The sequence below is a fragment of the Pseudomonas sp. M30-35 genome, assembly GCF_002163625.1.
Lineage (GTDB): Bacteria > Pseudomonadota > Gammaproteobacteria > Pseudomonadales > Pseudomonadaceae > Aquipseudomonas.
This window is the reverse complement of the sequence record NZ_CP020892.1, coordinates 4,633,647-4,654,819: the sequence shown is the minus strand read 5'-3', so window position 1 is coordinate 4,654,819 and position 21,173 is coordinate 4,633,647. Positions and strand designations below refer to the sequence as shown.

General features: G+C 55.8%; 20 protein-coding genes and 1 other RNA gene. 14 read left to right on the top strand and 7 right to left on the bottom strand.

Features of this window, described 5'->3' with window-relative positions:
- The first annotated feature begins 35 nt into the window (after positions 1-35).
- Both ubiD and B9K09_RS21275 read left to right on the top strand, forming a co-directional pair.
- Positions 36-1,502: a 4-hydroxy-3-polyprenylbenzoate decarboxylase gene (gene ubiD / locus B9K09_RS21280; RefSeq protein ID WP_087518682.1), complete on the top strand. Its 1,467-nt coding sequence runs from the start codon at positions 36-38 to the stop codon at positions 1,500-1,502.
- A gap of 25 nt (positions 1,503-1,527) precedes the next feature.
- Complete coding sequence (locus tag B9K09_RS21275; protein WP_087518681.1) at positions 1,528-2,496, top strand: CDP-6-deoxy-delta-3,4-glucoseen reductase; 969 nt, start codon at positions 1,528-1,530, stop codon at positions 2,494-2,496.
- A gap of 22 nt (positions 2,497-2,518) precedes the next feature.
- Here the strand turns inward: B9K09_RS21275 and B9K09_RS21270 are convergent, their stop codons facing one another.
- A complete protein-coding gene (locus tag B9K09_RS21270) occupies positions 2,519-3,496 on the bottom strand; it encodes an NADPH:quinone oxidoreductase family protein (RefSeq protein ID WP_087518680.1) in 978 nt (325 codons plus the stop codon).
- Positions 3,497-3,654: 158 nt separating this feature from the next.
- Between B9K09_RS21270 and B9K09_RS21265 the strand changes: the two genes are divergently transcribed.
- Positions 3,655-4,065, top strand: coding sequence for a flagellar basal body-associated protein FliL (locus tag B9K09_RS21265; RefSeq protein WP_087518679.1), 411 nt, complete (start codon positions 3,655-3,657; stop codon positions 4,063-4,065).
- Positions 4,066-4,092: 27 nt separating this feature from the next.
- On the opposite strand, the gene B9K09_RS21260 is transcribed toward B9K09_RS21265, so the two are convergent.
- A complete protein-coding gene (locus B9K09_RS21260) occupies positions 4,093-5,937 on the bottom strand; it encodes a diguanylate cyclase (RefSeq protein ID WP_087518678.1) in 1,845 nt (614 codons plus the stop codon).
- Positions 5,938-5,977: 40 nt separating this feature from the next.
- Positions 5,978-6,427: an EVE domain-containing protein gene (locus B9K09_RS21255; protein WP_087518677.1), complete on the bottom strand. Its 450-nt coding sequence runs from the start codon at positions 6,425-6,427 to the stop codon at positions 5,978-5,980.
- 243 nt (positions 6,428-6,670) lie between these two features.
- Between B9K09_RS21255 and B9K09_RS22880 the strand changes: the two genes are divergently transcribed.
- Positions 6,671-6,802 carry a hypothetical protein gene (locus B9K09_RS22880; RefSeq protein ID WP_256574142.1) on the top strand — a complete coding sequence of 44 codons (132 nt, stop codon included), beginning with the start codon at positions 6,671-6,673 and terminating at the stop codon, positions 6,800-6,802.
- A gap of 63 nt (positions 6,803-6,865) precedes the next feature.
- Here the strand turns inward: B9K09_RS22880 and B9K09_RS21250 are convergent, their stop codons facing one another.
- The 4 genes from B9K09_RS21250 to B9K09_RS21235 form a co-directional block, all read right to left on the bottom strand.
- Positions 6,866-7,462, bottom strand: coding sequence for a 5-formyltetrahydrofolate cyclo-ligase (locus B9K09_RS21250; RefSeq protein ID WP_087518676.1), 597 nt, complete (start codon positions 7,460-7,462; stop codon positions 6,866-6,868).
- 55 nt (positions 7,463-7,517) lie between these two features.
- Positions 7,518-7,696: non-coding RNA, 6S RNA (gene ssrS, locus B9K09_RS21245), on the bottom strand.
- Between the two features lie 31 nt (positions 7,697-7,727).
- On the bottom strand, positions 7,728-8,042 hold the full coding sequence (locus B9K09_RS21240; RefSeq protein ID WP_087518675.1) for a cell division protein ZapA: 315 nt from the start codon (positions 8,040-8,042) through the stop codon (positions 7,728-7,730).
- The gene (locus B9K09_RS21235) at positions 8,039-8,248 is read right to left on the bottom strand and encodes a TIGR02449 family protein (protein ID WP_087518674.1); all 210 of its coding nucleotides are present in this window, start codon (positions 8,246-8,248) and stop codon (positions 8,039-8,041) included. Before B9K09_RS21235 ends, B9K09_RS21240 begins: the two co-directional genes overlap by 4 nt.
- A 304-nt stretch (positions 8,249-8,552) precedes the next feature.
- Between B9K09_RS21235 and B9K09_RS21230 the strand changes: the two genes are divergently transcribed.
- The 10 genes from B9K09_RS21230 to gcvP all read left to right on the top strand — a co-directional run bounded on the left by B9K09_RS21230 (position 8,553) and on the right by gcvP (position 21,167).
- Entirely contained in the window at positions 8,553-9,107 is a 555-nt protein-coding gene (locus tag B9K09_RS21230) for a YecA family protein (protein WP_087518673.1), read from the top strand.
- A 32-nt stretch (positions 9,108-9,139) separates the two neighbouring features.
- Positions 9,140-10,471: a Xaa-Pro aminopeptidase gene (gene pepP / locus B9K09_RS21225; RefSeq protein ID WP_087518672.1), complete on the top strand. Its 1,332-nt coding sequence runs from the start codon at positions 9,140-9,142 to the stop codon at positions 10,469-10,471.
- 4 nt (positions 10,472-10,475) lie between these two features.
- Complete coding sequence (gene ubiH / locus B9K09_RS21220; protein WP_087518671.1) at positions 10,476-11,663, top strand: 2-octaprenyl-6-methoxyphenyl hydroxylase; 1,188 nt, start codon at positions 10,476-10,478, stop codon at positions 11,661-11,663.
- Complete coding sequence (locus B9K09_RS21215) at positions 11,660-12,145, top strand: DUF4442 domain-containing protein (protein ID WP_087518670.1); 486 nt, start codon at positions 11,660-11,662, stop codon at positions 12,143-12,145. The genes ubiH and B9K09_RS21215 overlap by 4 nt, the downstream gene beginning before the upstream one ends.
- A 9-nt stretch (positions 12,146-12,154) precedes the next feature.
- On the top strand, positions 12,155-13,375 hold the full coding sequence (locus tag B9K09_RS21210) for a 2-octaprenyl-3-methyl-6-methoxy-1,4-benzoquinol hydroxylase (protein ID WP_177408687.1): 1,221 nt from the start codon (positions 12,155-12,157) through the stop codon (positions 13,373-13,375).
- 145 nt (positions 13,376-13,520) lie between these two features.
- The gene (locus tag B9K09_RS21205) at positions 13,521-14,522 is read left to right on the top strand and encodes an extracellular solute-binding protein (protein ID WP_087518668.1); all 1,002 of its coding nucleotides are present in this window, start codon (positions 13,521-13,523) and stop codon (positions 14,520-14,522) included.
- 84 nt (positions 14,523-14,606) lie between these two features.
- Positions 14,607-16,223, top strand: a complete 1,617-nt coding sequence (locus tag B9K09_RS21200) for an iron ABC transporter permease (protein WP_087518667.1) — start codon at positions 14,607-14,609, stop codon at positions 16,221-16,223.
- Positions 16,224-16,463: 240 nt separating this feature from the next.
- Positions 16,464-17,546 (top strand): glycine cleavage system aminomethyltransferase GcvT, encoded by a 1,083-nt coding sequence (gcvT, locus tag B9K09_RS21195; RefSeq protein ID WP_087518666.1) that lies wholly within the window; start codon positions 16,464-16,466, stop codon positions 17,544-17,546.
- A gap of 150 nt (positions 17,547-17,696) precedes the next feature.
- The gene (gene gcvH / locus B9K09_RS21190) at positions 17,697-18,080 is read left to right on the top strand and encodes a glycine cleavage system protein GcvH (RefSeq protein ID WP_087519229.1); all 384 of its coding nucleotides are present in this window, start codon (positions 17,697-17,699) and stop codon (positions 18,078-18,080) included.
- A 210-nt stretch (positions 18,081-18,290) separates the two neighbouring features.
- Complete coding sequence (gcvP, locus tag B9K09_RS21185; protein WP_087518665.1) at positions 18,291-21,167, top strand: aminomethyl-transferring glycine dehydrogenase; 2,877 nt, start codon at positions 18,291-18,293, stop codon at positions 21,165-21,167.
- Positions 21,168-21,173 lie beyond the last annotated feature (6 nt).

Here is a 21,173-nt window from a genome sequence, read left to right as displayed (position 1 = left end):
CGCTTCGATGGCTCTGCCTGACACGAGGCTCCTGCATGCAGTATCGCGACCTGCGCGACTTTATCAGCGGCTTGGAAAAGCGCGGCGAACTCAAGCGTATCCAGACTCCGGTGTCCCCGGTGCTGGAAATGACTGAAATCTGTGACCGCACCCTGCGTAAAGCGGGGCCAGCGTTGCTGTTCGAAAACCCGACCGGGTTTGATATGCCAGTGCTCGGTAACCTGTTCGGCACGCCGCAACGTGTGGCGTTGGGTATGGGTGCCGAGGCCGTTAGTGAGCTGCGTGAAATTGGCAAGCTGCTCGCGTTCCTCAAGGAACCTGAGCCACCCAAAGGTCTGAAAGATGCGTGGGACAAGCTGCCGATCTACCGCAAAGTGCTGTCGATGGCGCCCAAGGTATTGAAAGACGCACCTTGTCAGGAAGTGATTGAAGAAGGTGATGATGTCGATTTGACCAAGCTGCCGGTGCAAACCTGCTGGCCTGGCGATGTCGCCCCGCTGATCACTTGGGGACTGACCATTACCAAAGGGCCGAATAAAGAGCGCCAGAACCTGGGTATTTATCGGCAACAGGTGATTGGCCGGAACAAGGTCATCATGCGTTGGCTCAGCCATCGTGGCGGCGCCCTGGATTTCCGTGAGTGGTGTCAAAAGTATCCGGATCGCCCATACCCGGTGGCAGTTGCGTTGGGCGCTGATCCGGCGACCATTCTTGGCGCAGTCACACCCGTTCCGGACAGTTTGTCCGAGTATGCATTTGCGGGCTTGTTGCGGGGCAACAAGACTGAGCTGATCAAGGCCCGTGGCAGCGATTTGCAGGTGCCCGCCAGCGCTGAGATCGTTCTCGAAGGGGTCATTCACCCCGGCGAGATGGCCGATGAAGGCCCGTATGGCGATCACACCGGCTACTACAATGAAGTGGATAGCTTTCCGGTGTTTACGGTTGAGCGTATTACCCGTCGGCAGAAACCGATTTATCACAGTACTTACACCGGTCGGCCGCCCGATGAGCCCGCGATTTTGGGTGTGGCGCTGAATGAGGTGTTTGTCCCGATTCTGCAAAAGCAGTTTCCGGAGATTACCGACTTCTACCTGCCGCCTGAAGGTTGCTCCTACCGCATGGCGGTGGTGACCATGAAGAAACAGTACCCGGGCCATGCTAAGCGCGTGATGCTTGGTGTGTGGTCATTCTTGCGTCAGTTCATGTACACCAAATTTGTCATCGTTACCGATGACGACATCAATGCGCGTGACTGGAATGATGTGATTTGGGCGATTACCACGCGCATGGATCCGGCTCGCGACACTGTGATGATTGAAAATACACCGATCGACTACCTCGACTTTGCCTCACCCGTTTCGGGTTTGGGGTCGAAGATGGGGCTTGATGCAACTAATAAATGGCCGGGCGAAACCACTCGCGAATGGGGTCGGGCGATTGTTCAGGACGATGCCGTCAAACGAAAGGTTGATGATATGTGGGCCGAGCTAGGGATTGATTGATGCTGCATTGGAGTCGGAAAGCGTTATGAAAGTCATCTTGCAACCTTCAGGTGCTGAAGTTGAAGTGCAGCCGGGTGAACCCATTCTTGATGCCGCGCGGCGTCAGGGCTTTGATTGTCCGCAAAGCTGCCGCAACGGTAATTGCCACATTTGTGCGGCGCTGCTGGTTGAAGGTCGGGTTAAGCAAAATGGCAGCGAGCTTAATCACGGTGAGTTATTCACCTGTCTGGCCGAGCCGTTAGAAGACTGCATTGTGCATTGGGACGGGGTGCTGGCGCCGGGAGAGTTGCCGGTGCGCGAGCTGTCTTGCCAGATTGTCAGCTGTGCAGACGTAGGCGGCGATGTCTACCGCCTGTGTCTGCGCGCGCCTGCCGGCAAATTACCGCGTTATCACGCCGGCCAGTATCTACTGCTGCAACGCGCTGAAGGTGACTACACCGCCTTTTCGCTGGCTTCTGCTCCGCATGCTGGGCGCGATCTTGAGTTGCACATCCTTGCCCGAGATGAAGAAACTGTGGCCCTGATCGGACGATTACAGCAGCAGGGGTTTGTTCGCGTGCAGTTGCCGTTCGGCGATACCCATTTGGCTGAGTTGCCTGCCGGGCCGTTGGTGTTGATCGCCGCAGGCACCGGCATGGCGCAGATGCACAGTTTGATTGAGCATTGCCGCGAAGCAGGCTTTAAGCATCCGGTGCATTTGTACTGGGGCGCACGCAGCCCAGATGATTTCTATGACTTGCCGCACTGGGTCGACTGGCAACAGCTGGAAAATCTGACCCTGCATAAAGTAGTCAGTGATCAATGCGGCTGGCAGGGCCGTTGTGGCTTGCTGCATGAAGCCGTGAGCGAAGACTTCAGTGACCTTAAATCCCTGCATGTCTATGCCAGCGGCTCACCGCCAATGGTTTACGGAACGCTTGATGCGTTGGTAGAAGCGGGCATGGACGCGCACCAGATGCGTGCTGACGTGTTTGCCTATGCTCCGCGTGATTAACCGTGCATTACTGCGCCGCTGTTTAGCGAACCTGAACCACGACCTTGCCAACAGCCTTGCGTTGGCCTAGCAGGTTGATTGCGTCGGCGGCTTTTTCCAGGGCGAAGGTTTCGGACACCAGTGGCTTGAGTTTGCCTTCAGCGTGCCACGCGAACAGTTGCTGGAAGTTGGCGAGGTTGTCTTGCGGTTGACGCTGGGCGAATGAACCCCAGAATACGCCGACCACCGATGCACCCTTGAGCAGCATCAGGTTGACTGGCACTTCCGGGATGCGTCCGCTGGCAAAGCCAACCACCAGCAAGCGACCATTCCAGGCAATGCTGCGTACGGCAAGGTCAAACAAGTCGCCGCCGACCGGATCATAGATGACGTCTGCGCCCTGGCCGCCGGTAATGCGCTTAACTTCTTCTTTGAGATTGCTTTCGTTGTAGTTGATCAGCTCATCCGCGCCTGCGGCTTTAGCCACGTCGAGTTTTTCAGCACTGCTGGCGGCGGCAATTACCTTGGCGCCCATGGCTTTGCCGATTTCGACGGCAGCGAGGCCGACACCACCCGATGCGCCGAGCACCAGCAAGGTTTCACCTGGCTGTAAGTTGGCGCGCTGTTTGAGGGCGTGCATCGAGGTACCGTAGGTCATGCCAAAGGCTGCTGCGCTTGGGAAGTCCATCAGTTTAGGCACCGGCATTACGTTATAGCTGGGTACCGCCACCTGCTCGGCAAAGCTGCCCCAGCCTGTCAGTGCCATGACCCGGTCACCGACTTTCAGGTGGCTGACTTTTTCGCCAACGGAGCTGACAACACCTGCTGCTTCGCCACCCGGAGAGAATGGGAAGGGTGGCTTGAATTGGTATTTGCCTTCGATGATCAGCGTGTCTGGGAAGTTGACACCGGCGCAATGCACGTCGATGACCACTTCGTTTTTCTTCGCCTCAGGGTTGGCGGTCTCTTCCACCACCAACGTCTCGGCAGGGCCAAAGGCTTTGCATAGCACGGCTTTCATCGGGCACATCCTTTTTCAAGTAATGAGGTGCAGTGTAGAGTTCTGATAGGTCGGGTCAACAAGCATGGTTGCTTGTAATGGTGCAGCATAAGCATTGTGCTTGGGCGCTGGCGTTGTAGTCGCTATGCTTGGCACAACCCTTACGGAGAGTGAGTCCTGTGAAAGCCATCCTCGCACTATTGATTGCCCTGACATTCCCCTTGCATGCAATGGCCGAAGAAACCGAAGCCGAGGGCGAGCAAGCAGCGCCAGCAGTTGCTTATATCAATCTGACGCCAGCGCTAGTGGGTAACTTTGGCACCGGACCTAAGTTGAAGTTTTATAAAGCGGATGTATCGCTACGTGTTGAAGGGCCGGAGGCTGAAGCCAAGGTCACCCATCATGAACCCTTGATTCGCAATCAATTGGTGATGCTGTTTTCCGAGCAAACCGAAGAGGGGCTGAGTGCGCCCGATGCTAAAGAAAAGCTGCGCGAAGAGGCCTTGAAACAGGTTCAGCAGGTGCTGACTCAGGAAGAGGGTGAGCCGCTGGTCAAGGATTTGCTGTTCAATAACCTGATCTTGCAGTAGTCGTTCGCTACACGCAGGCTTGAGGGCTCAGCTCACCGGGCGGGCTAAGCAAGTACGGTTGCGTCCTTCGTGCTTGGCTTGATACAGCGCCTGGTCGCTGCGCTCGATGAGGCTATCTGGCAGGTCTTCGTTATCAGCGTTGATGCTGGCAATGCCAATGCTCAGGGTTAGCCTGCCGAATGGGCTGCTGAGGTGTCTGATGCGCGCTTCATCCAGCTTCTGGTGGAGTTGGGCGGCAATGTGAGCGGCGCCTTCGGCACCTGTGTTGGCCAAAATAATCGCGAACTCTTCGCCGCCATAACGGTAGGCTGAATCACCTTGACGGTGCAGGCAGTCCTGCATGATCTTGGCAACATGGCGCAATGCATCATCACCCGCCAAGTGGCCGCGCTGATCGTTATAAGCCTTGAAGTAGTCGATATCGAGCATCATCAGGGTCAGTGGTGAGCCCGAGCGCTGCAAACGTCGCCATTCGCTCTCCAATTGATTGTCAAAATAGCGCCGGTTAAACAGCCCGGTTAATCCATCCTGTTGCGACAGGGTTTTTAGCTGAGCCTCAAACCGCAGGCGTTCGCTATTGTCGCGCGACACGCAGATCAAATATTCGTGCTCATTGATCACGACCAGCTGTGCACTGATTTCAGCCGGTTGCGTACTGCCATCGCGGCGGAGCAACTGGTGTTGTGACATCTGCGAGGGGCTGCTGTCTTGAGACTTGCGCAACTCGCTGAGCCAGTTGGTAAAGTTAGGTAATAGATGGTCTGGGTTCTGTTTGAATAAGTCACTGAACTCCTCGGCGCTGTAACCAAGCGAGCGATAGGTGGCGCGATTCATGTAAATGATTTCACGGCTATCGGGATTGACGATAAACAGGCCGTCGCTGCTTGAGTCGGTCATGTCGATAACCAACTGCAAGCGTTCGCGGCTCTCTATCAGCACGTGTTCAATGTGCTCACGTTGCGCTATCTCTTTATTCAGGCGCTGGTTACTGTTCTGTAGATCATTGGCGCGTTGATGGCTTTGCAGGGCCAGCGCCAATGCAGCGACCAGCAATGTGCTGATGATCAAGCTGGCGCAGAGGACGAATGTCGGCAGTGGCGAGTGCAGCCTGGCGAGCAGTTTTGGGCTGGGTTTCAAGGTGATAGCAAAGCTTTGATTATCCAACAGGTGAAAGGCAATCTTCTGTTCGAATTCCGCCTTTGTGTCGGGTTGCTCACGGCTGTAGATCGGTTTGCCGTTTTCCAGTAGATCGGCGCTGAAATAATCGCGATCAACTTCAGATAACAACTGATCCATGAGCGGTTCAACTTTGAATACGCCTTGTAAAAAGCCATCGAATACCCGTTTGCCCTGTTCATTCTTGATATACAGCGGGGTATATAAAACAAAACCGCGGCCGCCTTGAACCAGGGCAAAGCTATTGGAAAACTGAGGGGTGCCGGTGTCGCGGGCGTGTAATGCCAGCGAATAGTTGGGATGGTCAGGCTTTAGGACAAAATTGAGCGCAGCCTCATTGCCGGTGATGGGCGCCACCCAGCGCATATGCAGGTCAGGGCCGAGCCACTGAATCGACTGATAAGCCTTGAAATGCTCTAGGGAAAACTGACTCTCAAGCAGCCATTGATCTTTGGGAATACGCCCACGCTGGTTCCATAGTTGAGCGACGCGATAAAGGTCATGAACCTGATAGTCGAGGTTGTTTTGCAATCGTGTTGCGAGATTTTTTGCTTGGGAGCTAACCCGTTCAGCGATGGATTGCTGTTGATCCTGAACCATCTGCTGCCAAACGGTCAGGCTGGCAAAATAAAGCCCGCTTAATAGTACCGCCAGTGCAAATCGGGCAATCCATGTCTGTGGCAGGCGTTGCGCCATATAACTGAGTCCACTCTAGTCGTCGTATTGTTATTAGGTGTCAGTGCATTTGTAAAATTGCTTGCCAGTGGGTTTCTTGCACTGGCATTACTGATAAGCGGCTACCTTTTTGCACAAGTGGCAGCTCGAGCAGCGCATGCTGCGCCTTCAGGTCGGAGAGTTGAATAACCTGCTTGAAGGCTTCTACGAATTCGACATCGACGGCGCTCCATGGGTTCTTCTCGGCAGTGGCTTTTGCATCGAAGTAATGGCTTTTTTTATCAAGTGCGGTTGGGTCTGGATAGGCTGCGCGGCTGATGCGAGCGATACCTGCAATACCAGGCTCAGGGCAACTTGAGTGATAAAAAAAGAATAAATCGCCAGCTTTCATGCTGCGCATGAAGTTGCGTGCTTGATAATTACGTACCCCATCCCAGCGCGCAACCTTTAAGCGCTGCAGGTCATGGATTGAAAATTCGTCAGGTTCTGATTTCATCAGCCAAGTGGGCATGAACTTTGCTCCAGCAATTATGTCCTTAAGTCCTTGAGGATACCCGCAGAGCGGCAAGTTGCAGGAATATCGAGTATTCGGGTTGTAAGGTGTCCAGCAGTTGACCGTTGGGCACCTGCAATTGCCGAGTGCCAGGCACAAGCACACAATGCCAGCGTTTCTACGGGTTTAGTAGTTCGTAGTTCTATAATAAATGCCGCCGGTAACACCGTGCGCAGATTGCCTCAAAGGGGGAGGCATTCTATGAGACGTAAGCCAGATTTGTTGTGGGTGCTAGTAATTCTGTTCAGTTTGGGCGTGGTGACAACGGGTTATACACAGAGCCTGTGGGATCGCCAGGCTGATACGGCGGTGAGTGAGTCGCATCAGTCGTAGTCGTCAGGATTGAACGGCGCTGCAGGATGCGGCGCAACTTTATGGACAGGTGCCCTTAATCGTTCAGTACCACTGTTGATCCGTTACCGTCGCGTTAAGCGGCACATCCCAACTGGCCATGGCCAGCTTTTCGACTTGTTGACACTCATGCGCCAAGCCTAGAAGCGTCGGTTTGTGACAATTTTTGCGCCTTGCTCGGTAAGCCAGGCTGCGGTCGTAGAATCCGCCGCCCATACCGAGACGTCCACCTTCACTGTCAAAACCGACTAGCGGTAATAAAATTAAATCGAGTGCCCAGACTTTACGTTGCTGAGCCGGGTTTGCGCGCGGTTCGGATATCCCAAAACGATTACGTCGCAATTTTTCAGCTGGGCGAATGCGCTGAAACACCATCTTGCTTCGCGGCCAGGCATTGAGCACTGGCAGGTACGTCGCTTTGCCACGTTTCTGTGCGGCGCGCAGGAGGAGGCGCGGATCGATCTCACCATCATTCGGCAAATACAGGGCGATGTGCTTGGCACGACGAAATACAGGGTGCTGCGCAAGCTGTCTGTATAAGCCTTGCGCGGCACGGCGTTGCTCGGCTGGCGAGAGTGCGCGGCGCGTCTGGCGTAATGTACGGCGCAGTTGCTTGCGACTTAGAAGGGTTGGATCGAGCATCAGAAGCGTCTGCAAGATCGCTTGCTGCCACGGTAAGCAACAAGCATGAATAGAGTGACTCCCCGACGTGCCGCTGTCGGTGTAGCCCTTGAACCCGAAAGTTCAAGGTGGAGGTTGAAGGAGGCGTTCAGGCTTTCCGTCGAGCGGACATGCACACCGGCCCCAGCTTGCAACCCCCGGGGTTGTGCGTATCGGCTCAGGGACATGACCAACTGGCGCACACTCCAGGGAGCAGGAGCGAGTATACCTGAAAGCGTCGCGTGGATCAGCCCGGCTGACCACCAACATCATCCGCAAGTGCGTTATCGACCCGTTGCAGCAAGTCGCGTACCTGTTCGCGGGTTGATGAGGTCTGCTGATCCAGGTCGCTTTGCTTGTGCAACAGCTCGTGGGTGATGTTCAGGGCGGCCATCACCGCTACGCGGTCGGCACCGATGACTTTGCCGCTGCTGCGAATCTCGCGCATTTTTGCATCAAGATAGCGCGCAGCGCCTTCTAAGTTTGCGCGTTCGTTCTGTGGACAATTGATGCAATATTCTTTATCGAGGATCTGAACGTTTACGGTATTCGACTGTGTCATGAGTCCTGCTCCAGGGCTTTAAGGCGCGAAATCATTGATTCGACCTTATGCCGGGCCAATTCGTTCTTTTCAATCAGATGAGCGCGCTCCCCGCGCCACGCTTGCTCGTGTGCAATCAGTACTTTGTTCTGAGCCTTGAGTTGCTCAACACGCTGGACAAGTGGTTCCAGTTTGCTCAACAGGGCTTGCAGATCGGCGTCTTCCATGGGGTCTCGCTAAGGCAAAGATTGATCGGGGGCTAGGTCTTCGTAAGCGTTTTCGTAAGTTTAGGATATAGGCGCGATGCCGTCTGGGGTCAAACCGCAAATGCCGATCTACGACGGGGTAGGCATCCTGAGGGCCACGGCCAGCAGTTGCAATATCCGTCAGGTTGACGCGTTGTACCTGTCCTGGCACTGATCAGCAATTCGATGACCGACTCATCTAGCGTCGATGGTCTTGGTGGGTCTGCAAATGCTAGGATACCAAGCCTCTATTCTAGTGATTGCGCCGTCTGGCGCCTAGTAATCTATGCCAACTTCTAATTCTCCTTATTCTGCATTCGCCGCGTTGCTATCCAGCAACGGGTTTTCTATTTCTCCTGCCGAACTGCAAGGCTTGCTGCTTGGCCGCAGCTGCGCGGGCGCAGGCTTTGAGGTCGACAGCTGGCTGGTCGACGCCGCCGAGCTGCTTGGCGCCGCGCCTGTTGATACCGTGCGCCAAGCGCTGATTGGCCTGCAGGAAATGGTCAAGACTGAACTGACGGGCAGCGAGGTCACCGTGGTCTTGTTGCTGCCATCTGACGAGGCGCCACTGAGCGAACGTGCTGTGGCTCTTGGTCAGTGGTGTCAGGGCTTCCTCGGCGGGTTTGGGCTGGTGGCCGGTGATACCGCGCTGAGCACCGAAGCGATGGAGGTGTTGCAAGACCTGTCAGCAATTGCCCAAGTACAAAACGCCTTGGAGGAATCCGAGGAAGGTGAAAATGACTATATGGAAGTCATGGAATACCTGCGCGTAGCGCCGTTGCTGTTGTTTAGCGAGTTTGCCAAACCTGAAGCGCCAGCCCCAAAGCCGTCGCTGCACTGATTTTAAGTCTCAACGAGCGGAACCCGTCAGCCATGATCAGCATCCCAAAGTCGGAATATGCCCGTCGGCGCAAGGCGCTGATGGCGCAGATGGAACCCAACAGCATCGCAATTTTGCCTGCTGCCCCGGTGTACATTCGTAATCGCGATGTCGAGCACATCTTCCGTCAGGACAGCGATTTTCAATACCTCTCAGGCTTTCCTGAGCCTGAGGCGGTGATCGCGCTGATTCCGGGGCGCGAGCATGGCGAGTACGTATTGTTTTGCCGCGAGCGTGATCCGGAGCGTGAGTTGTGGGACGGTTTGCGCGCAGGCCAGGACGGCGCCATGAGTCGTTTTGGCGCGGATGACGCATTCCCAATTGGCGATATCGACGACATTCTGCCGGGGCTGATTGAAGGCCGCGAGCGGGTTTATTACTCGATGGGTACCAATCAGGAATTTGATCGCCACTTAATGGACTGGATCAACGTGATCCGCTCTAAAGCGCGCCAAGGTGCGCAGCCGCCGAATGAGTTTGTCGCGCTCAACCACTTGCTCCACGATATGCGCCTGTACAAGAGTGCTAACGAGGTCAAGGTAATGCGCGAAGCGGCCGAGATTTCGTCGCGCGCTCATGTGCAGGCGATGCGCGTCAGTCGCCCTGGTTTGTTTGAGTTTCACCTCGAAGCCGAGCTTGATTACGAATTCCGCAAAGGCGGGGCAAAAATGCCCGCTTACGGCTCGATCGTCGCGACGGGCAAGAACGCCTGCATCCTGCATTATCACGAGAATGACGCGGTTCTGAAGGACGGCGATCTGGTGCTGATTGATGCCGGCTGTGAGATCGATTGCTACGCCAGCGATATCACCCGTACATTTCCGGCAAATGGTAAATTTTCACCTGAGCAAAAAGCCATTTACGAGCTGGTGCTGGCTTCACAAGAAGCTGCATTCCTCGAGATTGGCCCCGGTAAACACTGGAATCAGGCGCACGAAGCCACTGTGCAGGTGATTACTGCGGGCTTGGTCGAGCTCGGCTTGCTTGACGGAGATGTTGACGAGTTAATCGCCAGCGAAGCCTACAAGGCCTTTTACATGCACCGCGCCGGTCACTGGCTGGGCATGGATGTGCACGATGTCGGCGACTATAAAGTCGGTGGCGAATGGCGCGTGCTTGAGGTCGGCATGGCAATGACGGTTGAGCCGGGTATCTATATTTCTCCGGACAATCAAAATGTCGCGAAAAAATGGCGCGGCATCGGTGTGCGTATCGAAGATGACGTAGTCGTCACCAAAACCGGCTGCGAAATTCTGACCACCGGGGTGCCGAAAACCGTCGCTGAAATCGAGGCGTTGATGGCTGGCGCGCATCAAGTTGCCTAAGCCAATGCAGCGCGTCGAGCTGGCAATCATTGGCGGCGGTCTGGTGGGCGCCAGCTTGGCGCTGGCGCTACAGGACGAGGCGAAAAAACGCGGCTGGCAGATTTGCCTGATCGAGCCGTTTACGCCGGGCTCAGGTTATCAACCGAGTTATGACGCACGTTCGACAGCGCTGTCCTATGGCTCGCAGAAAATCTATCAGCGCCTGGGGATCTGGCAGCAGATCGCCAAACATGCCGAGCCGATTCAGCACATTCATGTGTCTGATCGCGGGCGCTTTGCCGCTGCCCGACTGAGTGCGCTTGAAGAAGGCGTGCCCGCGTTGGGCTATGTGGTCGAAAATGCCTGGATTGGCGAGTGTTTGTGGCAGGCGCTTGATCAATCAGTGGTGACCTGGCGCAGCCCCGCGCAAGTCACTCGTCTTGAGGCGCTGGGCGACGGTTACCGGCTGACTCTGCAAGATGACGCTGTGCTGGACTGCAGTTTAGCCATTCTCGCCGAAGGTGGTCGCTCAGGTTTGCGTGAGCAGTTGGGCATTAACGTCAAGCAAACGCCCTATGATCAAAGCGCCTTGATCGCTAACGTCAGTACCCGCGATGCTCATATGGGGCAGGCGTTTGAGCGTTTCACCGAGGAAGGGCCGATGGCCATGTTGCCGCTGGCTGGCAACCGCAGTGCGTTGGTCTGGACTCGTGCGACAGCTGATGCCGAGCGCTTGCTGGGCTTGCCTGACGCCGCCTTTATCGCAGAATTGCAATTGGCATTTGGCTACCGTCTCGGCGCTATTACTCAGGTCGGTGAGCGGCATTTATATCCGCTGGCGCTGGTTGAGGCACAAGAGCAGATTCGCCCACATCTGGTGGTGCTAGGCAATGCTGCACACAGCCTGCATCCCATTGCAGGACAGGGCTACAACTTGTCCCTGCGTGACACCATTGCGCTGGCTGATTGTCTGCTTGGCAGTGATGCGCCGCTTGGCGACTTCACCACTTTGCAGAGCTATTTGCGCAGCCAACAACTGGATCAACAACTGACTGTGGGGTTCTCCGACCAAGTGACCCGCCTGTTCAGCTCTGGTGAGCCGCTGCGTGTGGCTGGGCGTAACCTTGGCTTGCTCGGGCTTGATCTGTTGCCGTCAGCCAAGCGCTGGTTTGCGCGTCAGGCCATGGGCATAGGCACGCGATCACAGCCATGAGCGACCTGCAAAAGACCGCGCGTAAGGCACGTTTTCTACGCTGGGTGCTTAATGTCTATCCGCCGTATTTAGGCGCTGGCATTCGTGTGCGGCATATTGCAGCAGATTTCAAGCATGTCCGCGTGAAGATGGGGCTGGGCTGGTATAACCGTAACTATGTCGGCAGCCAGTTTGGCGGCAGTCTGTATTCAATGACTGATCCATTTTTCATGCTGATGTTGATGGAAAATCTTGGCGGTGATTACATCGTTTGGGATAAAGCTGCCAGTATCGACTTTATTGCGCCAGGCAAAGGCCCGGTGTTTGCTGAGTTCAGCATTGATGATGGCCTGCTCGAAGAGATTCGCACACGTACCGCAACTGGTGAGAAGTACTTGCCCGAAATGCAGGTTGATGTGCGCGATGCCGCAGGTACGTTGATCGCCAAGGTGCACAAGACCTTGTATGTGCGGTTAAAACCTCGCGTCAGACAGGCTGCTTAAGGAATGAATATGCACGCGGATATAATTATTGTCGGCGCCGGAATGGTCGGCAGCACGCTGGCCTTGGCGCTGCAATCGAGCGGCCTGGAAGTTCTGGTTATCGACGGTAGTCCTTTGAGCCTGGAGCCGTTTGCCGCCGATGCGCCGTTTGAAGCGCGCGTCAGTGCCTTGTCGATGGCCAGCCAGCGGGTGCTGGAGCGGCTCAATGTGTGGCCGGGTATTGAGGCCAGGCGCAGCAGCGCTTATCGCGACATGCATGTGTGGGACGGCGCTGGCACCGGCAATATTCACTTCAGCGCTGCCAGTGTGCACGCTGAAACCCTGGGGCATATTGTCGAAAACCGGGTCGTTCAAGATGCGCTGCTTGAGCAGTTGCATGAAAGCAATATTGGTTTGCTGGGCAACGCCAAGCTGGAGCAACTGCGCCGCTCCGGCAACGCTTGGCTGTTAACCCTTGAAGATGATCGCGAGTTGCGTGCGCCGCTGTTGATTGCGGCTGATGGTGCAAACTCTGCCGTGCGTCGTCTGGCCGGTTGTGCGACGCGTGAGTGGGATTATCTGCACCATGCCATCGTCACCAGTGTGCGCACGGAAAAACCGCATCAATCGACGGCTTGGCAGCGCTTTACCGATGACGGTCCACTGGCTTTCTTGCCCTTGGCCAGTGCCCAGCCAGACCAGCATTGGTCTTCGATTGTCTGGTCGGCAGTGCCCGCTGAAATCGAACGTTTGATGGCGCTGGATGATCAGCAATTCTGTGTTGAGCTTGGCAACGCCTTTGAGCAACGCTTGGGCAAGGTTCTGCACAACGATCGCCGGGTTGCCATTCCGCTGCGTCAGCGGCACGCCAAGCGTTATGTCGAACAAGGTCTGGCATTGATCGGTGATGCGGCGCACAGCATTCATCCACTGGCCGGGCAGGGCGTTAACCTAGGCTTTCTCGATGCGGCGGTGTTGGCCGATGTGCTCCTGCATGCGCTGGCGCGTGGTGAGTCGCCGGCCGATGAGCGCGTACTGGGTCGTTATGAACGTCGGCGGATGCCGCACAACCTGGCGATGATGGCTGCAATGGAGGGCTTTGAGCGCCTGTTCCAAGCAGACCCTTTGCCTGTGCGCTGGCTGCGTAACGCCGGGCTCAATTGGATTGATGATTTACCTGAAGCTAAAGCCTTGTTTGTGCGTCAGGCGTTAGGTTTGAGCGGTGATTTACCCTCACTGGCCAAGCCTTGAGTACGCTATAACGCCCGGTAGTGCTGGGGTGCGGGTGTCGTGTAATTCGCAGTAACATCTGCTGAGCAGTGCTTGGTTGTGATGCTAAATGCTATTCAATATCATTTGCAGATTAACTCAACAACTTTAACAAGAGGCAACGCCCATGCAGCCAAGCAAGCGATTACTCGCCATGTTCACTCTGACAGCCCTTGCTGGTGGCGTTCAAGCCGCTGATGAAGTGGTTGTTTACTCCTCCCGGATCGACGAGCTGATCAAGCCTGTGTTTGATGCATACACTGCCAAAACCGGCGTGCCGATCAAGTTCATCACGGATAAAGAAGCGCCACTGATCGCGCGTCTCAAAGCCGAAGGCGCCAACACGCCAGCTGACATGCTGATCACCGTGGATGCGGGTAACCTATGGCAGGCTGAACAAGCTGGCGTGCTGCAGCCGTTCAAGTCGGCAACTATCGACGCCAACATTCCTGCTCAGTATCGCTCCAGCACTGACAGCTGGACGGGTTTGTCGCTCCGTGCGCGGACCATCTTCTACTCCACCGACCGAGTCAAACCGAGCGAGTTGTCGACCTACGAAGCGCTGGCCGACAAAAACTGGGAAGGCCGCCTGTGTCTGCGTACCAGCAAGAAGGTGTACAACCAGTCGTTGACCGCAACCCTGATTGAAACCCACGGCGAGGCGAAAACCGAAGAGATCATCAAAGGTTGGGTGAATAACCTGGCGACCGATGTTTTCGCCGATGACACCGCACTGCTGCAAGCCATCGATGCGGGCCAGTGTGATGTTGGGATCACCAATACCTACTACTACGGTCGTCTGCACAAGGCAAACCCGGAACTTAAGGTCAAGCCGTTCTGGCCTAACCAGCAAGACCGTGGCGTGCACGTCAACCTCGCGGGTGCCGGTATCACCAAGAATGCACCCCATGCAGAGGCTGCGCAAAAGTTGCTGGAGTGGATGACCTCTGCAGACGCGCAAGGGCTGTTTGCTGGCCTGAATCAGGAATTCCCAGCTAACCCGAAAGTGCCAGCATCTGAAGAAGTTCAGGCTTGGGGCACATTCAAGGCCGACGCCATTCCGGTTGAAGTTGCCGGTAAGCGTCAAGCCCAAGCCATCATGTTGATGGACCGCGCTGGCTGGAACTAAGTGCTGTTTCAGTAAAGCGAACCGTTATACTCGACGCCCCGGCCTAGTTCCGGGGCGTTGTTATTTCTGTTTTGAGGATTTTGCGTGGCCCATCCTGCCCAGCGTCGCTGGTATCCCATCGCCTTTGTGGTTGCCCTGTTGGTGCTATTGCCGTTGACTGTGATGTTATTCAGTTGGCATGAAATCGACCGCGAAATCTGGGCGCATTTGTGGCAAACGCAAATGCCCCGGCTGATTGGCAACACGGTGATTCTGGTTGCAGGCGTGAGTGTTGGCGTGACCGTGCTGGGTGTGAGTCTCGCGTGGCTGACCAGCCTTTGTGAGTTCCCGGGCAGGCGCTGGCTGGATTGGGCGCTGATGCTGCCGTTTGCGATTCCAGCTTACGTTCTGGCCTTTGTGTTCGTCGGGCTGCTGGATTTTTCCGGGCCGGTCCAGACGCTGCTGCGTGAGTGGTTTGGCAACGGTGTGCGCTTTCCGCGCGTGCGTTCTACCGGTGGTGTGATTACCGTTCTGGTGCTGGTGTTTTACCCCTACGTTTACCTGCTCGCCCGTAATGCCTTCCTGGCGCAAGGGAAGGGTTTGATGGAGGCGGCGCGAGTGCTTGGACATAATCCTTGGCAGGCATTTTGGCGCGTGGCACTGCCGATGGCGCGCCCGGCAATTGGCGCTGGTCTGGCGCTGGCGATCATGGAAACACTGGCTGATTTTGGCGCCGTTTCGGTATTTAATTTCGACACCTTCACCACGGCAATTTATAAGACCTGGTACGGTTTCTATAGCCTGACCAGCGCCACTCAATTGGCCAGCTTGTTGTTACTGGTGGTGATGCTGGTGCTATATGGCGAGCGTCGAGCGCGCGGGGCAGTCCGTCCAGCCAATGAGCGGCCACGTGGCAAGGCGTTGTACAACCTCACTGGTTTTAAGGCGCTGGCCGCCAGCGGCTGGTGCTTGTTGGTGTTTGCCTGCGCGTTTGTGATTCCGCTGCTGCAATTGCTGGTGTGGTTCTGGCAGCGCGGACGGTTTGATTTGGATGAGCGTTACACTGCGCTGATCCTGCATACCCTGTATCTCGGCTCATTGGCTGCTTTGGTTACCGTCAGCGTCGCTTTACTGCTGGCATTTTCCCGGCGGTTAACGCCAACACGACTGATGCGCTCAACGGTTAGCCTGGCCAACCTGGGTTATGCCTTGCCTGGCTCGATGTTGGCGGTGGCGATCATGCTGGCTTTCAGTTACCTCGACAATCAGTTGGTAATCCCGCTTTCAACGCTTCTTGGCGGCGCAGGTAAACCGCTACTGCTTGGCAGCTTGGCCGCGCTGCTGCTGGCCTATCTGATTCGTTTTATGGCGGTTGCTTACGGTCCGTTGGAAAACAGTCTGGCGCGGATTAGGCCTTCGCTGCCCGAAGCGTCGCGTAGCTTGGGTGTCGGCGGAGTGAAGTTGTTTTTCCGGGTTTATCTACCTCTATTATTGCCCGGTGCGTTATCGGCGGCGTTGCTGGTATTTGTTGATGTGCTCAAGGAAATGCCCGCTACGCTGTTAATGCGTCCGTTCGGTTGGGATACGTTGGCGGTACGAATTTTTGAAATGACCAGTGAAGGTGAATGGGCTCGTGCGGCACTGCCGGCGCTGACTTTGGTGGCCGTCGGTTTGCTGCCAGTGGTCGCTTTAATTCGACGCTCTGCGCAGACGCGCAGCTGAGAACTTGATTGTATGAAGGCTCTATTTCAGCCGTTCACTGGTCGTTTGATCGGGCGTTTACCGTGCAGATATTCACGCCCAAGATGACCCGCTCGTACCTTGCGGATACAATGCACGCGATTTGCTGCAACCAGCCTTATAGGATGGGTGTTTGTAAGCTGGCGGCACGTCTTGTTGATCAAGCCGTTGCGGACTCGCAAACAGGGCTGCAGTTTTGCCAAAGCCCGGAAGGAGAAACCCATGGGGCAGCGCACACCTCTTTATGACCTGCACCTTGCTTTGGGTGCCAAAATGGTCGACTTCGGCGGCTGGGATATGCCGCTGCATTATGGTTCGCAAGTAGAAGAGCATCATGAGGTTCGTCGAGACTGTGGCGTATTTGATGTCTCGCACATGACCGTGGTGGATATTCACGGCGACCAAGCAAAACAATACTTACAGCGTCTGCTGGCCAATGACGTTGAGCGCCTGCAGGGGCCGGGCAAGGCGCTCTACAGCAGCATGCTTAACACCGAGGGCGGTGTCGTTGATGACCTGATGGTCTATCTGACTGATTTTGGTTATCGGGTTGTGGTTAATGCGGCAACGCGTGACAAAGACTTGGCCTGGATGAGTCAACAAACCGAAGGTTTTGCTGTGCAGTTGCATGAACGCAGCGACCTTGCGATGTTTGCTATTCAGGGCCCGCATGCGCGTGAAAAAATTTGTGAACAGGTCAGTCAGGCGCGTTCGGCGCTGATCAATCAGTTGGTCCCGTTTCAGGGGCTATTTGAAGGAGACTGGTTCATCGCCCGCTCGGGTTATACCGGTGAAGATGGCTTGGAAATCATGCTGCCAAGCGATCAGGCCGTGTCATTTCTAAATGACCTGGTCGGTGCTGGTATTTCGCCGATTGGCTTGGGGGCACGTGACACCTTGCGCCTTGAAGCTGGGATGAACCTGTACGGCCAAGATATGGATGAAAGCGTCACCCCCCTAGCCTCAAACTTGGCCTGGAGTGTAGCGTGGGAGCCAGCTAATCGTGATTTTGTCGGGCGTAAAGCGTTGCAGCAACAGTTGCAGCGTGGTATTTCGACAAAATTGGTCGGCCTGGTATTGGAGGAGCGCGGTGTTTTGCGTGCTCACCAGGTTGTGCGTGTTGAGGGGGTCGGTGAGGGTGAAATCACCAGCGGAAGTTTTTCACCGACCTTGAATAAGTCGATTGCCCTGGCGCGTTTGCCCGTTGCAACCTGTGAACGTGCAGAAGTCGAAATTCGTGGCAAATGGTACCCCGTTCGCGTGGTTAAGCCTGCGTTCGTTCGTTATGGTAAGGCGTTGATATAACCCCATAACTGAATTATCTACCGGCTCTGAAGTTGCCTTTCAGAGCCGTTTTGCGTGACCAACGGTTTGGTTGAAAGCTGTCGAAGTTGCCAAGCCCTGCTAAATTTTCCTGACGGCGCGATCGCCGTCATGCCTTATGAGGAATCCGACATGAGCAATATCCCCGCCGATCTGCGCTACGCCTCCAGCCATGAATGGGCTCGTTTAGAAGCTGATGGCAGCGTAACAGTAGGTATTTCCGACCACGCGCAAGAAGCGCTGGGTGATGTGGTTTTTATCGAGTTGCCAGAAGTCGGCAAAACCCTGACTGCCGGTCAGGAAGCCGGTGTGGTTGAGTCAGTCAAAGCAGCATCGGATATTTACGCACCTATTGGCGGCGAAGTGATCGCGATTAATGACTCGCTGGCTGACAGCCCAGAAAGCGTCAACACTGACCCGTACGGCAACTGGTTCTTCAAGCTGAAGCCAAGCGCTGTTAGCGAACTCGACAAGCTGCTCGACGCGGATGCGTACAAAGCTTCTGCTGACGCTTAAAACAACCGCTAATCTGCGGCTCACTTCGAGCCGGGTCTGTTACTGCGCACTGTAAAATGCGCAGCAACAGCTACGCAGGTTTAAAACCTTCGTGCAGATGGTTGAGAGTTTTCTAAGCTAATAAGGCCTCGTATTGCAGCGGATGAATACCCAATTGGGGATTCAGACGTGCGCAATGGCGAGGCCTTGTCATTTCTAGAGGTTCTCAACATGCCAGCAGCGCCGTCTTTGTCGCAACTCAAGCAGCCGGATGCATTCCTCCGTCGTCATATTGGCCCAGATGCCGTCGAGCAACAGGCCATGCTGGCTGCGCTACAAGTGCCTAGCCGAGCCGCGTTGATCGAGCAGACCGTACCGCCTTCTATCCGCTTGAATCGCCCATTGGCATTGCCCGCTGCGCTTGATGAACAAGCGGCGTTGGCCAAGCTGCGCGGTTACGCCGAGCAGAATCAGCCGTGGACCAGCCTGATCGGCATGGGGTATCACAGCACCATTACGCCGACGGTGATCGTGCGCAATGTGCTGGAGAATCCTGGCTGGTACACCGCCTATACCCCGTACCAGCCGGAGATCGCCCAAGGTCGACTCGAAGCGCTGCTTAACTTTCAACAGTTGACCATCGATCTTACCGGGCTTGAGTTGGCCAGTGCCTCGCTGCTCGATGAGGCCACTGCTGCGGCTGAGGCCATGGCGTTGGCCAAGCGGGTTGCCAAGTCAAAGAGCAACCTGTTCTTCGTGGATCACAACTGTCATCCGCAAACTATTTCGGTGGTACAGACCCGTGCCGCCGGCTTTGGCTTTGAGCTGCTGATTGCCGACGTCGCCAGCCTCGGCGAACACTCAGTATTTGGCGCGCTGCTGCAATATCCGGACACTCACGGTGATATCCGCGATCTACAGCCGGTCATCGCCCAGTTACATGCGCAGCAGGCGCTGGCCTGTGTCGCGGCGGACCTGATGAGTTTGTTGTTACTGACGCCGCCGGGTGAGATGGGTGCTGATGTGGTGCTCGGCTCAGCCCAGCGCTTCGGTGTGCCGATGGGTTACGGCGGGCCGCATGCCGCGTTCTTTGCCACGCGTGATGCGTTCAAGCGGGCGCTGCCGGGGCGCATCATTGGCGTGTCTAAAGATTCGCGCGGCAACATGGCATTGCGCATGGCACTGCAAACACGCGAGCAACATATTCGCCGTGAGAAAGCCAATTCAAACATCTGCACCGCGCAGGTGTTGCTGGCGAATATCGCCAGTTTTTATGCGGTGTATCACGGCCCACAAGGGCTTAAAGCCATTGCTCAGCGGATTCACCGGCTAACTGCGATTCTGGCTACAGGGCTGAAAAGTGGAGGTGTTGAGCGTGATAACCAACACTTTTTCGACACCTTGACCCTGGAGGTCGGCGGCAGTCAGACTGCGATCATTGAGTCAGCGCAAGCGGCCGAGATCAATCTGCGCATTCTGGGCCGAGGCAAGCTTGGCGTCAGCCTTGATGAGAGCTGTGATGAACACACTGTCGAGCGCTTATTTGCGGTGTTTCTGGGCGCTGATCATGGCTTGAGTGTCGATGAGCTCGATGCGGGCGAGGTCGAAGAGGGTATTCCGAGCAACCTGCAGCGCAGCTCCAGCTACCTGACACACCCAGTGTTCAATACCCATCACAGCGAAACCGAGATGCTGCGCTACATCAAGCAGCTTGAGAATAAAGACCTGGCACTAAACCAAGCAATGATCCCGCTGGGCTCGTGCACCATGAAGCTAAACGCCACCAGCGAAATGCTGCCGATCACCTGGCCCGAGTTTGCCAACCTGCACCCATTTGCACCGCTCGATCAGGCGCACGGCTATGCCTTGATGATCAATGAGCTGGAGGAGTGGCTGCGTGCGATTACCGGTTTTGATGCGATCTGCATGCAACCCAACTCCGGGGCGCAGGGCGAATACGCAGGCCTATTGGCGATCAGCAAATATCACCAGAGTCGCGGCGATACGCAGCGTAATATCTGTCTGATTCCGGCTTCGGCACATGGCACAAACCCCGCGTCAGCGCAGATGGCCAGCATGCACGTGGTGATTGTCGAGTGTGACGCCGAAGGTAACGTCGACCTTGCAGACCTCAAGTTCAAAGCGGCCGAGGCGGGTGAGCGACTGGCGTGTTTGATGGCGACCTATCCTTCAACTCACGGCGTATATGAGGAAGGGATCGTTGAGATCTGCGAGGTGATCCACGCCAATGGCGGCCAAGTTTATATGGATGGTGCCAACCTCAATGCTCAGGTTGGCTTGGCGCGTCCGGCAGATATCGGCGCCGATGTGTCGCACATGAACCTGCACAAAACTTTTTGCATTCCCCATGGCGGCGGAGGCCCCGGCATGGGGCCAATTGGTGTGCGGGCGCATTTGGCGCCGTTCGTGGCCAATCACCCGGTGATCGAGCTGAAAGGCCCTAATCCTGAAAATACCGCGGTAAGCGCGGCGCCTTGGGGCAGCGCGAGTATTTTACCGATCAGTTGGATGTACATCGCCATGATGGGCCCACAATTGGCCGACGCCACCGAGGTGGCGATACTCAGCGCTAATTACTTGGCGCATAACCTTAAGGATGCATTCCCGATACTGTTCAGTGGTCGTAACGGCCGCGTCGCCCATGAATGCATTATTGATTTACGACCGCTCAAGACGCAGACCGGCGTCAGCGAGGAAGATGTCGCCAAGCGCCTGATCGATTATGGGTTTCACGCGCCAACCATGTCTTTTCCGGTACCCGGCACGCTGATGATCGAACCCACGGAAAGTGAGTCAAAGCATGAACTGGATCGTTTTATCGAAGCCATGTTGTGCATCCGTGCGGAAATCGCCAAGGTGCAAAACGGTGACTGGCCAGAAGATGACAATCCGTTGGGGCGAGCACCGCATACGCTGGCGGACATGGTTGGGATCTGGGAGCGGCCTTATAGCATTGCCCAGGCCGTGACCCCAAGCGAGCATACGCGCCAGTACAAATACTGGCCGACGGTTAACCGCGTAGACAACGTATATGGCGACCGTAATCTGTTCTGTGCTTGCGTGCCGCTAGACGCCTATCGCGACTAGTTGGCG

Bases quoted from the DNA above. Each gene is read 5' to 3' on its own strand.
- ubiD (WP_087518682.1), top strand. From the start codon at position 36: ATGCAGTATCGCGACCTGCGCGACTTTATCAGCGGCTTGGAAAAGCGC.
- B9K09_RS21275 (WP_087518681.1), top strand. From the start codon at position 1,528: ATGAAAGTCATCTTGCAACCTTCAGGTGCTGAAGTTGAAGTGCAGCCG.
- B9K09_RS21270 (WP_087518680.1), bottom strand. From the start codon at position 3,496: ATGAAAGCCGTGCTATGCAAAGCCTTTGGCCCTGCCGAGACGTTGGTG.
- B9K09_RS21260 (WP_087518678.1), bottom strand. From the start codon at position 5,937: ATGGCGCAACGCCTGCCACAGACATGGATTGCCCGATTTGCACTGGCG.
- B9K09_RS21255 (WP_087518677.1), bottom strand. From the start codon at position 6,427: ATGCCCACTTGGCTGATGAAATCAGAACCTGACGAATTTTCAATCCAT.
- B9K09_RS22880 (WP_256574142.1), top strand. From the start codon at position 6,671: ATGAGACGTAAGCCAGATTTGTTGTGGGTGCTAGTAATTCTGTTCAGT.
- B9K09_RS21250 (WP_087518676.1), bottom strand. From the start codon at position 7,462: ATGCTCGATCCAACCCTTCTAAGTCGCAAGCAACTGCGCCGTACATTA.
- B9K09_RS21240 (WP_087518675.1), bottom strand. From the start codon at position 8,042: ATGACACAGTCGAATACCGTAAACGTTCAGATCCTCGATAAAGAATAT.
- B9K09_RS21235 (WP_087518674.1), bottom strand. From the start codon at position 8,248: ATGGAAGACGCCGATCTGCAAGCCCTGTTGAGCAAACTGGAACCACTT.
- B9K09_RS21230 (WP_087518673.1), top strand. From the start codon at position 8,553: ATGCCAACTTCTAATTCTCCTTATTCTGCATTCGCCGCGTTGCTATCC.
- pepP (WP_087518672.1), top strand. From the start codon at position 9,140: ATGATCAGCATCCCAAAGTCGGAATATGCCCGTCGGCGCAAGGCGCTG.
- ubiH (WP_087518671.1), top strand. From the start codon at position 10,476: ATGCAGCGCGTCGAGCTGGCAATCATTGGCGGCGGTCTGGTGGGCGCC.
- B9K09_RS21215 (WP_087518670.1), top strand. From the start codon at position 11,660: ATGAGCGACCTGCAAAAGACCGCGCGTAAGGCACGTTTTCTACGCTGG.
- B9K09_RS21210 (WP_177408687.1), top strand. From the start codon at position 12,155: ATGCACGCGGATATAATTATTGTCGGCGCCGGAATGGTCGGCAGCACG.
- B9K09_RS21205 (WP_087518668.1), top strand. From the start codon at position 13,521: ATGCAGCCAAGCAAGCGATTACTCGCCATGTTCACTCTGACAGCCCTT.
- gcvT (WP_087518666.1), top strand. From the start codon at position 16,464: ATGGGGCAGCGCACACCTCTTTATGACCTGCACCTTGCTTTGGGTGCC.
- gcvH (WP_087519229.1), top strand. From the start codon at position 17,697: ATGAGCAATATCCCCGCCGATCTGCGCTACGCCTCCAGCCATGAATGG.
- gcvP (WP_087518665.1), top strand. From the start codon at position 18,291: ATGCCAGCAGCGCCGTCTTTGTCGCAACTCAAGCAGCCGGATGCATTC.